General features: G+C 72.5%; 12 protein-coding genes. 4 read left to right on the top strand and 8 right to left on the bottom strand.

Translation table 11 applies throughout. From position 1 onward, the window contains the following. Positions 1-172 precede the first annotated feature (172 nt). From NBZ83_RS22925 to NBZ83_RS22935, 3 genes are all read right to left on the bottom strand, one after another. Positions 173-1,096, bottom strand: a complete 924-nt coding sequence (locus tag NBZ83_RS22925; protein WP_261575767.1) for an LLM class F420-dependent oxidoreductase — start codon at positions 1,094-1,096, stop codon at positions 173-175. Positions 1,097-1,210: 114 nt separating this feature from the next. Next, positions 1,211-1,951, bottom strand: coding sequence for an SDR family oxidoreductase (locus tag NBZ83_RS22930; protein WP_261567383.1), 741 nt, complete (start codon positions 1,949-1,951; stop codon positions 1,211-1,213). A gap of 33 nt (positions 1,952-1,984) precedes the next feature. Then, complete coding sequence (locus NBZ83_RS22935; RefSeq protein ID WP_261567382.1) at positions 1,985-3,061, bottom strand: zinc-binding dehydrogenase; 1,077 nt, start codon at positions 3,059-3,061, stop codon at positions 1,985-1,987. A 309-nt stretch (positions 3,062-3,370) separates the two neighbouring features. Between NBZ83_RS22935 and NBZ83_RS22940 the strand changes: the two genes are divergently transcribed. From NBZ83_RS22940 to NBZ83_RS22950, 3 genes are read left to right on the top strand one after another with little or no spacing between them, the layout of a single operon-like run. Further along, positions 3,371-4,642 (top strand): ABC transporter substrate-binding protein, encoded by a 1,272-nt coding sequence (locus NBZ83_RS22940; RefSeq protein WP_261567381.1) that lies wholly within the window; start codon positions 3,371-3,373, stop codon positions 4,640-4,642. 8 nt (positions 4,643-4,650) lie between these two features. Then, positions 4,651-5,694, top strand: coding sequence for a hypothetical protein (locus tag NBZ83_RS22945; protein WP_261567380.1), 1,044 nt, complete (start codon positions 4,651-4,653; stop codon positions 5,692-5,694). Then, positions 5,691-6,620 carry a pantoate--beta-alanine ligase gene (locus NBZ83_RS22950; protein WP_261575768.1) on the top strand — a complete coding sequence of 310 codons (930 nt, stop codon included), beginning with the start codon at positions 5,691-5,693 and terminating at the stop codon, positions 6,618-6,620. The genes NBZ83_RS22945 and NBZ83_RS22950 overlap by 4 nt, the downstream gene beginning before the upstream one ends. 11 nt (positions 6,621-6,631) lie before the next feature. Here the strand turns inward: NBZ83_RS22950 and NBZ83_RS22955 are convergent, their stop codons facing one another. Then, entirely contained in the window at positions 6,632-7,210 is a 579-nt protein-coding gene (locus NBZ83_RS22955; RefSeq protein WP_261567378.1) for a TetR/AcrR family transcriptional regulator, read from the bottom strand. Positions 7,211-7,389: 179 nt separating this feature from the next. After that, complete coding sequence (locus tag NBZ83_RS22960; protein ID WP_261567377.1) at positions 7,390-8,091, bottom strand: M24 family metallopeptidase; 702 nt, start codon at positions 8,089-8,091, stop codon at positions 7,390-7,392. A gap of 259 nt (positions 8,092-8,350) precedes the next feature. Between NBZ83_RS22960 and NBZ83_RS22965 the strand changes: the two genes are divergently transcribed. Continuing rightward, on the top strand, positions 8,351-9,499 hold the full coding sequence (locus NBZ83_RS22965; protein WP_261567376.1) for a hypothetical protein: 1,149 nt from the start codon (positions 8,351-8,353) through the stop codon (positions 9,497-9,499). On the opposite strand, the gene NBZ83_RS22970 is transcribed toward NBZ83_RS22965, so the two are convergent. From NBZ83_RS22970 to NBZ83_RS22980, 3 genes are all read right to left on the bottom strand, one after another. Then, the gene (locus tag NBZ83_RS22970; RefSeq protein ID WP_261567375.1) at positions 9,462-11,309 is read right to left on the bottom strand and encodes an MFS transporter; all 1,848 of its coding nucleotides are present in this window, start codon (positions 11,307-11,309) and stop codon (positions 9,462-9,464) included. The two genes, NBZ83_RS22965 and NBZ83_RS22970, sit on opposite strands and share 38 nt — an antisense overlap. Next, positions 11,309-11,749 carry a MarR family winged helix-turn-helix transcriptional regulator gene (locus tag NBZ83_RS22975; protein WP_261567374.1) on the bottom strand — a complete coding sequence of 147 codons (441 nt, stop codon included), beginning with the start codon at positions 11,747-11,749 and terminating at the stop codon, positions 11,309-11,311. Before NBZ83_RS22975 ends, NBZ83_RS22970 begins: the two co-directional genes overlap by 1 nt. 59 nt (positions 11,750-11,808) lie before the next feature. Continuing rightward, positions 11,809-12,842: phosphotransferase family protein (locus tag NBZ83_RS22980; protein ID WP_261575769.1), on the bottom strand; the 1,034-nt coding region annotated here is incomplete at its 5' end.

Below are 12,842 nucleotides of genomic sequence, written 5' to 3' on the forward strand. Positions count from 1 at the left end.
CCCCCTCTGACGCCCCCGACGATCCGACTTCTTTGCCCTTCCAGGGGGACGAATCAGACGTCGAACCCCCAGAAGGGCAAGGAAATTACCCCCCGGCGGGCAGCGAGACGAACATCAGCTCACCGTCGAGCACGGCGGTGACGGAAAGCTGGTCGCCGAGCCGCCGTCGGTCTCACGACTCGCCCGCGAGGTGGATGACGTCGGCGTAGCGCTCGAGAGCTTCGACGCAGGCCGCCACGCTGTGCCCGGGGGGCTGCACGACGAACCACGTCGCGCCCGCGTCCCGGGCCTGGCCCAGGAAGTCCAGGTGCTCGTCCGGCGAGCCGTTCGGGTCCTGGAGCCACGTGCTCTGCAGGGACTGGAGCTGGACGTCGACGGTGACGTCCCGTCCCCGTTCCCGCGAGGCAAGATCGTTGATTTCCGCCACCGCCGACCTGAGCTGGGCGAACGTCGTCATGGCGGGCGTGCGCGTCGTGCCGGCGATCGATTCGGGGATCATCAGCGGGCTCCAGCCCTGCACCCGGGCCGCCCGACGCCGGGCCACGGCGCTGTTTCCGCCGACCCAGATCGGCGGTCCGTCCGGCGTGACGGGCATCGGGAGGGCTGCGATCGAGGCGGCGGTGAAGTGCCTGCCCTCGTAGTCGAAGGGGGATCGGCTCCACACACCCCGCAGCACCTCGAGCGCCTCGTCGAACAGCAGGTTGCGTTCGTCGAAGTCCACGCCCAGGGCCCGGAACTCCGAGCGTAGATAGCCGGTTCCGACGACGACGGTCAACCTGCCCTCGGAGAGGATGTCCACGGTCGCCGCCGCCCGGGCCGTGAGCAGAGGATTGCGGTACGGCAGTACCAGCAGGTATGTCATGAGGCGAAGCCGTGTCGTCGCCGCGGCGCAGAACGCCAGCGCCGGGACGACGTCGAGCGCCTCGTGCCCGCCCGACGTGAGCCACTTCAGCGACGGCGCCGGGTGTTCGGTGAACGCGACCGCCCCGTAGCCCAGTCGCTCGGCCGTCTGAACCACCCGGATGACCCCCGCCGCGGTCAACAGCTCGGGGCTGTAGTGCGGATCCGACACGGGGAATTCGACGGTGACGTGCACGACGGCGCTCCTGACTGCGATGCCGGGCGGCGGATGGCCGCGGGCGCGGGAAGGTGGGCTGCGGGCGCGGGAAGGTGAGCTGCGGGATCAGGGCCGCGGGATCAGGGCCGCTGTTCAGGCGCCGCCGCTGGCCGTCACGCACTGGCCGGTGATCCATCGGGCGTCGTCGCCGGCGAGGAAGGCCACCACGTCCGCGATGTCGTCGGGCTGCCCGAGCCGGCCGAGCGGCACCAGGCTGCCGTAGTGCTCGGCGAGCTGCGGGGTCATCCCGTTGCGGATCAGGTCGGTGTCCACGATGCCGGGGACCACCGCGTTCACCGTCACCTTGCGGGGGGCCAGCTCGGTCGCCCAGACGCGGGTGAAGGCCTCGACCGCCGCCTTGCTGCCCGCGTACGCCGACAGTCCGGGCTGGCGGGTCGACGAGCTGCCGCTGCCGATGCTGATGATGCGCCCGCCGTCGGGCATGAGCTCGACCGCCCGCTGCGTCACGAAGAACAGGCCGCGGGCGTTGAGGCCGAACGTGGAGTCGTAGATCGCAGGCGTCGTCGCGGTCAGCGTCGGCATGCCGCCGGCCCCGCGCCCGGCGTTGTTGACGAGCACGTCGACCCGATCGGTGCGGGCTCGGATCCGCTCGAACAGACTGTCGATCTGGGTCAGGTCGGCGACGTCGGCCTGCTCCGCCCATGCCTCGCCGCCGTTCGCCTCGATCTCCTTGACCAGGCTGGCGGCGTGCTCGGCGCTGGTCGAGTAGTTCACGATGACGGCCGCGCCGTCGCGGGCGAGCCGACGGGCGACTGCGCGGCCGATGCCACGGCCGGCGCCGGTGACGAGCGCGGTCTTACCGGAGAGCGACATGTCAGCCTTTCGGGTGCTCGCGCAGGTGAACGGTCACGGGAGGATCACGGTGCGGACGGATTCGGTGTCGGCGAACGCGGCGGTGATGTCGGCGGCCGACAGGCCGATGCGCGCGGAGACGAGCCGATCGAGGTTCAGGCGGCCGGCCTCCGCCAGGCGCACCAGCAGCGGAAAGTCCACGTCGATGTCGGCGGAGCCGTACACCGCGCTGGTGAAGTTCCGGCCGCCGCTGACGTGCTCCCAGGCGCCCAGGTCGAGGACCGCGGTCGCCTCCGCCGCTCCGACGGCGACGACGGTTCCCGCCGGGCGGGTCATCCGGTAGGCGGCCAGCGTCGTGTCGACGCGCCCTGCCGCCTCGAACGCCGCGTCGACCCCGCGACCGCCGGTGAGATCCCTGACCGCTTGGACCAGGTCGTCGATGACCGTCGGGTCCAGCACGTCCGTCGCGCCGAGTTCCGCGGCCAGCCGGCGCTTGGCGGGGACGGGTTCGATCGCGACGATGCGACTCGCCCCGGCGACGGCGGCGGCCTGGATGACAGCGAGGCCGACGCCGCCGGCGCCCACGACGGCGATCTCGTCACCAGGGCAGACCCGCGCGGTGTTGAAGACCGCTCCCGCACCGGTGACGACGCCGCACCCGATCAGCGCGAGCTGCTCGTCGGGAAGGTCGGTGTCGACCGCGACCACGGACAGCTCGTGCACGGTGGTCGTCTCGGCGAAGGAGCCGAGCCCGCAGAACGCGCTGACAGCACGTCCGTCGTCGGTCCGGTAGCGGGGCACCGCCCAGATCGCCGGCGTCTGCGAGCACAGGTACTTCAGGTGCCGTCGACACCACCAGCACTGCCCGCAGGCGGGAATCGACGCCCCGATGACGCGGTCACCGACGCGGACGCGGCTGACGTCCGCTCCGACCTCGATCACCCGTCCGGCCAACTCGTGCCCGAGCGCCAACGGCAGCGGGAAGGGAAGGCGGCCGGCGAGCACGCTGTGGTCGCTGGCGCAGATCCCGCTCGCGCCGACCGCGACGACGACGTCGCGCGCTCCCGGGGGGACGGTCTCCAACTCCGCCGTCGCGAAGGTGTCCACGTCACTGGCGATGCCGACGCTCAACTGATGACCTGCTCCGATGCGAGTCGGGACTGGTGCGGGCGGTGCGGCGAGGGGAGCCGCACTCGGAATGTGCGGTAGGTCATACGACCTCACCTCGGCTGGAGGCTAACGTCCGTTCGCCGATGCGGTCAACTGGTGAGCCATAGGCCTTGAAAATCAAGCAGCTGGATCGATGAATCTCAAGGACGATGGCTAACGAACGTTGACTTGCCCGGGGGTGGGGCTCTAGCTTCCTGGATCACTGCTGTGACGTCCGGCACAGGCCGGGTGCCCAGCGGATGAACCCGACTTCCAGGTAAAGGACCGACGATGTCGATCATCCCGTTACGGCGCGCGGGCATGGCCCCGCGCGTGCTGGCTGGCACGGTGCTCTGTGCGCTCGTCCTGACGACGGCCGCCTGCGGATCGGACGGTTCCGCCCCGGGCGGTGCGGCCGCAGGCGGTGCGGCCGCGTCCGCGGACCCGTCGCTGTTTCCCGGCACGAAGCCGACCACGTCGGCGCCGGTCCGCGTCGCGATCATCACGAACGAGGGCGGGGCGGCGATCAGCCAGCCCGAGACGACGGCGGCGGCCAGGGCGGCGGTCAGCTACGCGAACGACAACCTCGGCGGCATCGGGGGGCACCGGATCGAGATCGTGCTGACCTGCCCGACGAGGGAGGACGTCGCGACCGCCCGGACCTGCGCCAACAAGGTGGTCGAGGCGAAGGCGGACGCGCTGGTCGTGACCTCGACGGGCCTGGGCGCGACGATAGCGCCGATCGTGACCGGGGCCGGCATCCCGTACATCACCGCCAACGGCGCGACGGCTCCCGAGCTGACGTCGCCCGCCTCGTTCGTCTGGACAGGCGGCTTCCCCTCGATCCTGCAGGCGTGGGCGAAGTACGCCAGGAACAAGGGCTACCGCTCCTTCACCGCGTTCGTCATCGACTCCCCGTCCGCCATCGGCGCCGCCCAGCAGCTGGGGGCGCCGGCGTTCAAGGCCGCCGGGGTGGACTTCACGATCGCCACCGTTCCGGCCGGCACCCCGGACGCCACCCCGATCGTCAGCGCGGCGCTGCGGCGCAAGCCCGACGCGGTCGCCGTCATCGGCGAGTCGACGGTGTGCATCAGCGTCATCAGGGCCCTGGAATCCGTCGGCAACAGCGCAGACACCCTGATCACCCAGCCCTGCGTGGAGCGCAGCGTCCTGGACGCGGTCGGGTCCGCCATCGACGGCAGCCAGGTCGCCACCCCGTACGACGTGATCAGCAAGGATGATCCCGAGGTGCGGCGCTACGACGCGATCATGGGCAGGTACGCGCCGGACACCCCGACGGGCGGCTACGCCGGCATCGGCTACCAGGGCATGATGTCGTTCATCCGGGCGGCCCAGGGCATCCAGGGTGACGTCAGCCCCGCCACCGTCACCGCGGCGATCAGGAGCGCGAAGAACGTGCCGCTGCCGATCGGGCACGGGATCACCTTCAGCTGCGACGGCACGGCGCTTCCCCCGTTGGTCTCGGTGTGCTCGAGCAGCAACATCTTCGAGACGTTCGACCACGGCAAGGCCACCAACGCCCAGGTGGTGGCGCTCCGATGATCCGGGTCGTGCAGTGTTTCACCGGCGGGGTCGGCGCGGAGAACGTCCGCCGGCTGGCCCGCCATCCCCGCATGGAGCTCGTCGGGGTCCTGGTCCACAGCGAGGAGAAGGCCGGTCGCGACGCGGGTGACGTGGTGGGCATCCCCCCGCTCGGCATCACCACCACCCGCAGCCTCGACGAGATCATCGCACTGGCACCCGACGCGGCGATCTGGAGCGCGCAGGGTTACGACCCCGCGTCGATCGCCCGGCTGCTCGCCGCCGGCATCAACGTCTACACCGGGCTCGGCGGCTACTTCCTCGACGGCGAACCGGAACAGGCCCTGCTGGCCGACGCCTGCCGCACCGGCGGCTCGACGTTCGCCGCCGGTGGCAACATCCCGGGTCTGATCAGCGACGTCCTGCCGATCTTCCTGACCGGCTACACCGGCTCGGTCCGGCACATCGACGCCGTCCAGCGCAACCACGTGGCGCACTACCCGTCCGTCGCGCAGCTGCGCGACGGGCTGGGCCTCGGGCTGCCACCCGGCGAGACCGAGGCCGCCAAGGTGCTGGACGCCGGCTGGCTGTGGCTGATGACGTCCTCGGCCAGGATGGTGGCCGCCGCGCTGCGCATCCCCTTCACCCGGATCGAGCAGACGGACAAGCGGACCGCGCTGGCCGCCGAAACCGTGACGCTCCCCGGCAGCGGTCTCACCGTCGAGGCGGGCACGGTCGGCGGGGTCCGCTGGACCTGGACCGCCTACAGCGGGCCGACCGCCTACCTGACGATCACCAACGAGCAGACCGCGGTGCTCGGGCTCGGCGCGGGCTGGCGCGAGACGGAGCGGGAGCCGGCGTGGACCGTGGAACTCGACGCGTCACCGCCGTTGGTCGCCACCCTGACCTGGCCGGCGGGGACCCCGGCGGCGGCGGCCAACGCCCAGCTCAACTCGGCGCGGGCGATCAACGTACTCGCCGCCCTGGTCGCCGCGGCGCCCGGCTGTGTCTCCGTCCTGGACCTGCCCATGATCACGTCGAGTGACACCGTCCTGGGCGAGGCCACGCCGTGACCGGGAACGGGAACGGGAGCGGGAACCTTGCGGGTTCCGCCCGCACGGTCACGACGATCGCCGAGGTGCGGGCGGCGGCGGACGCGGTGCGCGCCGCCGGTGGACGGGTGGGCTTCTTCGGGACGAGCGGCGCCCTGCACGAGGGTCACCTGACGGTGATCCGCCGCATGGCGGCCGAGTGCGACCTGTCGATCATGCCGCTGTTCCTGGCCCCGGTCCCCGGCGTCACCTCCGACGCGGTCCCCGCCTACGACCGGGACTTCGACGCGGACGCGGCCCTCGCGTTCGACGCCGGGGTGAACCTGGTGTTCCGCCCGGCCGTGGCGCAGATGTACCCCGATCTCCCGGTGCGCACGGCCGTCGTGCCGGCCGACGAGCTGGCCGCGCCGTGGGAGAACGCCGAGGACCCGTCGTTCATGCGGATGGCGGCCACGGCGTTGGCGAAGTACTACAACATCGTCGGCCCGTGCCGGGCGTACACGGGCGAGAAGGACTGGGTGCCGCTGACGGTGCTGCGCCGGATGGTCGTGGACCTGTCGATCCGGGCCGAGATCGTCGCGTGTCCCGTCGTCCGGCTCGCCGACGGCCTGTGCGCCTCCAGCCGGAACAGGAGACTGTCCGGCGCGGACCGAGCCGCCGCACCCGCGCTCTATGCGGCGCTGAGGGCAGCCGTCGCCGCCGTCGAGGCGGGCGAGCGGGACGCGGAGGCGATCCGTACCCTGCTGCGGCGGCGGATCTCGGCGGTGGCGCCGGTCGACTACGCCGAAGTGGTCGACGCCGCCACGCTCGCCCGGGTCGACCCGCTGGTCGGCGAGCTGCGGCTGCTGGTGTCCGCCGACTTCACCGGCACGCACCTGTTCGACAACGTCGGGGTCACCGTCCCCGACCCGGCCATCCGCCGTCGAACCCGGGCTAGCGCCGGTTAACCCGCGGACCGTCAGGCGGCCAGCGAGAGCGCACGCTCGGCCATCCCGATCAGCCTGGTGCGCGCCGCGATGCCGATGTCGCTGTACTTCGTCGAGTTCAGCAGCCCGAAGATCGCATGCACCTCGATCTGGGCCTGACGTTCGGTGAGACCGGGCCGCAGGGCGCGCAGCGGCGTCACCCACAGCCGGGTGTAGGCGAGCTGCCGGGACCTGACCTGGTGGGCCGCCTCGGCCGACAGGTTCGCCATGTCCCGGTCGTGCACCCTGATCAGGTCGGGCTCGCTGGTCGCGAAGCCGGCATGACACGCGATGAGCTGCCGCAACGCGTCCGCGTCGTCGCCCACGGCCGCGACGACGGCCTGCCCGCTGTCGAGCATCCGCTGGCCGATGTCGATCAACAGTTCGGCGAGCACCTCGTCCTTGCTGCCGAAGTGCTTGTACACGGACGGCCCGCTGATGCCGCAAGCGGCGCCGAGGTCGTCGATGGACGTCCCGTGGAATCCACGGGTGGCAAACATGCGGGCGGCCTCGAGCAGCAACCTCTCACGCGTGCGCTGGGCACTCGATCGCACCGTGCCGGCTTTGCCCACCTGGATCCTCCCGCGTTCCCTGCGCAGCGCGGCGCCCGACGACGCACCCTCGTGCCAGGCTAACGTCCCCTAACTCCGAGAACGGCAAGCCGGCGACGATGCGGAGTTGTTCGGGCCGGGGCAGGTGCATGAGTCCGCCCATCTCGCCGAGGTGACGTGGCGGTGAGCTGGCCGAGCGGTCAGTCGTGACGGTGGCCGAGGTCGAGCAGCTCCTCGTGGAAGCCGCCGAAGCCACGGTCGCGGTCGACGAGGTGGATCTCCAGGATCCAGTGGCAGGGCCGGCCGTCGCCGTCGATCCGCCGCATCGGCTGGTCGCTACCGGGAGTGACGTAGTACTCGATCTTGTTGCCGGGGATGCGGATGTGCGGGAACTCTCCGACGAGATGGCCGGCGAGCGGGCCGCCGTAGGCCCAGCCTGCGTCCGCGGCGAGGCGCTCGACGGCAGCGTAGAGCTCGGCGCCGGTGATGTCCGGGCGGGTCTCGAAGTACCGGCGGCCGGCGTCGAAGATCCGCGGCAGGTCGGCGAGCAGCCGGTGTTTGACCGGGTCGTCGCCGAGGACGAAGGTGCGGCCGAAGTCGGCCTCCCAGCCGTCGAAGACGGGGCCGAAGTCGCAGAAGACGATGTCGTCGGCGCCGATCGGCCGGTCCGGCGGATTCTCCTCGTAGGGGTGCAGGGTGTTCGGCCCGGCGCGGACGATCCGCTTGTGCCAGTGCTGCTCGACGCCGAACATCTCGTGGGCGAGGTCGCGGATCTGGTCGCTGGCCTCGCGTTCCCCGCGGCCGGGGGCGAGCAGGCCACGCGTGGTGACCTCGTCGAACAGCTCCGCCGCGCGGCGCTGCGCGTCGAGCAGGCGGGCCACCCGGTCCATTTCAAGGTCCACAGTGGCTCACTGTACGGCTCCCGCCACCCCCCGCGGGGCACGGGGTGCCGGCCTGCGCGGGTACCGCAGCGCAGCGCGCCCCCTCACAGGCGGCGACGATCGTCCCGACCTTCTGTCGGGTAGTAGATACATCATCACAGAGTGTCAATTACGGTCGGGCAACGTAAGTCTTGGACACTGCGCGCATCTGATGATGCGGCCGCGGGGGGTGGGGTCGAGACCCATGGAGAGGACGACGATGCGCTCGGTACGAGCCCTCATGACCTCCGCCGCCGCGACGGCCGCGGCGGTGCTGGCGACGATGTCGATGGCGGGGCCGGCGGCGCAGGCCGCGACCGGCGGGCGAACAGGACCACAGCCGGTGGCCGGCGGTTCCGACCGATCGGTTGCGCCGGTCGATCTTGGATTCGCGCCCGACCTGCCCTACCACTCGGCGACGGCGATCAACGATCGCGGGGTGGTCGTCGGGACCGCCTCCGGCGGCTCGTACGACCTGCACGGCTTCCGCTGGGCGGCGGGGCGGTCGGCGGCGCTGCCGGACGCCGCCCCCGGGCCGTCCGAGATCAACAACAGTGATCAGATCGCCGGGTTGGTGCCGCAGCGGAGCAGGCCCAACACCGGGTTCGTGCTCGGTGCCGGGCGTGGCGTCGTCGACACCGGCTTTCCGGTCAGGGACCAGAACGAACGCGGCGAGGTCGTCGGCGGGCTATGGGGCCCCGACGGGACCGGGCACGCGGTGCGCTGGTGGCGCGGCCAGACCAGCGATCTGGGCGCCCCGCCCGGATCGTCGAGCGACGGCGTGGCGATCAGCGCCAGCGGCCAGGTCGCCGTGCAGATCAGCGACGCGGACGACCACCGCGACCACGTGGCCCGCTGGGCCGGCGGCCGGCTCGACGCGCTGCCCACGCTGCCCGGTGGGGGCGCGGCCTGGGCGACGGACATCAACGACCGCGGGGACATCGTCGGCTGGGCGGACACCGCCGCCGGCTCCCGGCACGCGGTCGCGTGGGTCGGCCGGCGCCTGATCGACCTCGGCGCCGCCCTGCCCGGCCGCACCAGTGAGGCGACCGCCGTCAACGACGCCGGGCAGGTCGTCGGGCAGACGTTCGACGCCGACGGCCGGCCCGGCCACGGTGTGCGCTGGGACTTCGGGCGGCCTCGCGACCTCGGGACGCTCGGCGGCCCGGCCAGCTCGCCGATCGCCATCAACGATCGCGGTGAGGTGATCGGCGACAGCACCACCGCCGACGGTCGCCGCTTCGCCTTCCGCTGGCGCGACGGCCGGATGACCGCCCTCGGTGACCTCGGCGGCGGCGAAAGTCACGCGGCGGCGATCAACGACCGCGGCCAGGTCGTCGGTGAGGCGCGGGTCACCGACGGCCATACCCGCGCCGTCCTCTGGCCGTGACCGCCTGAACGCCGGGCCCGGTTCGCGCTCCGGCCGGCGGCGATGCTCCGGCCGGCGGCGTCGCGGGAGCGGGCGTACCGGCTGGGCGGGCGGGGGCGGCGCCGCGCAGCAGGGAGGCGAGGCCGGCGAGGACGCCGAGCCCGGCGGCCATCGCGAACACGATGACGAGCCCATGGTGGAACGGGCCGGCGAGCAGTTCGGGGAAGAACTCGCGGCCGGTCAGCGTCGCCCGGTTCGCGGGCGGCACGGCGGCCAGGCCGCCGCCGGCCGAGAGCAGATGCTCGACCGGGTTCACGCCGAGGACGGTGGCGAACAGCGACGACACCGGCGGCAGGGCGGCGACGTCGTGGGCGGCCCCCGCCGGCACGCCCTGCCCGCGCAGGCCGTCGTCCAGCGCCGCCGGCAGGGTCGCCGCCAGGCCGGCGATCATCAGGGAGAAGAACACGCCGATCGACAGTGCCGTCCCGGAATTCTGGAACGTCGCACGCATCCCGGAGGCGGCGCCGCGCTGCTCCGCCGGCACGCTGCCCATGATCGCCGAGGAGTTGGGGGCGGCGAACATCCCGCCGCCGATCCCGTTCAGCCCGATGAGCAGGGCGAACGCCCAGTAGGAGAAGTTGACGGGCAGCAGCATCAGGCCGACGAAGCTGCCGGCGAACACGGCCATCCCGGCGCTGGCGAGACCACGGGCGCCGAACCGATCGGACAGAATGCCGGCCACCGGCCCGGCAACCAGGATGCCGACGGTCAGCGGCACCAGGTAGATCCCGGCCCACAGGGGCGTGTCCTCGTAGTCGTAGCCGTGCAGCGGCAGCCAGATCCCCTGCAACCAGATGATCAGCATGAACTGCAGGCCACCGCGGGCGATGGACACGGCGAGCCCGGCGATGTTGCCGGCGGCGAACGCCCTGATCCGGAACAGGCCGAGCGCGAACATCGGCTCGGGGTGCCGGCGCTCGACGGCGACGAAGGCGACGAGCAGCGCCACTCCCCCGACGAGCAGGCCGACGACCGTGGGATTGGTCCAGCCCATCGCGTGCCCGCGGTAGGGCTGCAGGCCCTCGGTGACGGCGATGAGCACGGCGGCGAGGCCGACCGCGAAGGTGATGTTGCCCCACCAGTCGATGCGCCGGGGACCGCCGCGCGGCGCGGCGGTCTCGCGCAGCCGCCGGTACGCCCACACCGTCCCGAACACCCCGACGGGCACGTTCACCCAGAACACCGCCCGCCAGTCCAGCACCGCGAGCACGCCGCCGGCGACGAGGCCGATGAACTGGCCGGCGAGCGAGGCGACCTGGTTGATGCCGAGCGCGAAGCCCCGCTGGTCGGCGGGGAAGGCGTCGGTGAGGATCGCGGCGGAGTTCGCGGTCAGCATCGACCCGCCGACCGCCTGCAGCACCCGCCAGCCGATCAGCCACAGCGCCCCGCGGCCGGCGTCGAACGGGTCGAACGACAGCAGGACGGAGGCGAGCGTGAACACCGCGAACCCGGCGTTGTAGATCCGGACCCGGCCGAACATGTCGCCGAGGCGGCCGAGGGCGACGACGAGCACCGCCTGCACGAGCCGGTAACCCATGATCATCCAGAGCAGGTAGCCGACGTTGCCCGGGGCCAACGGGTCCAGGTGGATCCCGCGGAAGATCGGCGGCAGCGCGATGAGGACGATCGACCCGTCGAGCGCGGACATGAACACCGCGGCGGTCGTGTTCGCCAGCACCACCCACCGGTAGTTGTCGCCCGCACCCGCACCCGCACCCGTCGCCGCCCCGCCGGACGCCCCGACAGCCGTCCCCGCGCCGAACACCGGCATCAGACCCGCTCCGCGAGGCGTTCGAGCAGCGGCGCGGCCGCGGCGAGCTGGTCCAGCTCCGCCCGGGTGAACCCGGCCGACAGGGCCTCGGCGAGCAGCTCGGTGCGCGCGTCGCGCCGGCTGCGCAGCGCGGCGAGCCCCGGCTCGGTCGGCGAGAGGATCACCTGCCGGCCGTCGGCCGGGTCGCGCCGACGCTCGACGAGCCCGCGGGCCTCCAACGCGCCGAGCGTGGCACCCATCGCCTGCGGGCTGATCTGTTCGAGCCGCGCGAGCGCCGCGGCCGTGGCCGGACCGCCGCGGTCGAGTCGGGCGAGCGCCGCCGATTCGGGCATCGTCAGCTCCCCGCCGAGGTGAGCCTGGCGCAGTCGGCGCACCAGCAGGCCGACGCTCAGCCGCAGCGCGACAGCGATCTGACGGGTATCAGGTTCATCGGACGACATTTCATCAGGCTAGGTTGATAAGTCTGACCTGACAAATTTCGGCCGGCGGGCCCCGGAGGTCAGTGGGCCCCGGAACAGTCGGCGCCTGCGGCGACGCCGCGGCGGGTCTCGTCGAGCACGCGGGCGAGCAGCTCGGCGGCGAACCGGTCGATCGGCGGCACCCGGTCGGGTGGCAGCAGGCCATGCTCGCGGATCAGCCGGGTGACCCGGGCGGCGAGCAGGGTGTGCCGCAGCGAGGCGAGCAGGAGGTAGTAGTCCAGGTCGGCCATCGGCCGGCCGAGGAGCTCGGCGTAGCGGGCCACCGTCGCCGCGCGGTCCGGCAGGCCAGGCAGGCGCGCCAACCCGACGCCTTCGCTGAGGTGACGGTCGAGGTGCAGGAACCAGCCGAGGTCGGTCTCGGGCTGACCGAGCGACACCATCTCCCAGTCGAGCACGGCCGCGACCTGTTCCCCCTGGAAGATCACGTTGCCGAGCCGGGCATCCCCCCACACCAGTCCGACGGGGTGGCGTTCGGCCGGCGGATGGTCGTGCAGCCAGGTCAGCGCGTTGCCGACCACACCCCGGGCAGCGTCGTCGACGGCGAAGAACTCCAGGTGACGCTCGTAGGCGGCGAGCTGCTGGGCCGCCCCGACCGGGCCGTACTCGGGCTGCCCCGCGAAACCGAGCCCGAGCCGCCGCGGGTCGAGCCGGTGGATCCCGGCCATCGCGACCAGGCCTGCGTCCCAGACCCTGGCCCGCGCGGCCGGCGCCATCTCGATCATGAAACCCTGCATGTGGTAGGGCGGGATGTCGGCGGGCACGTCGCCGTCGACCCGACCGAGCACGACGAACGGCGCGCCGAGCACCGCCGGGTCGAGCTCGTGGCCGTACACCGGCGGCACCGGAACGTCGGTGTCACGGGCCAGGATCTCGGCGACGCGGCACTGCTCGGCGAACCGGTCCCACGGGTAAAGCTGGAACCGCCGCGGCGCCAGCCGCACAACCAGCGGACACTCGACCCGCCGCCCGTCCGCCCCGGTCCGGGAGGCCGGCAGAAACACCAGCTCCCCGGAGAGCCCCTGCCCCGGTGGGGCGGTCGGCTCACCGAGCTCCC

Origin of the sequence: Frankia gtarii, from assembly GCF_025403375.1 — a bacterium.
In the GTDB taxonomy this organism is placed as follows: domain Bacteria; phylum Actinomycetota; class Actinomycetes; order Frankiales; family Frankiaceae; genus Frankia; species Frankia gtarii.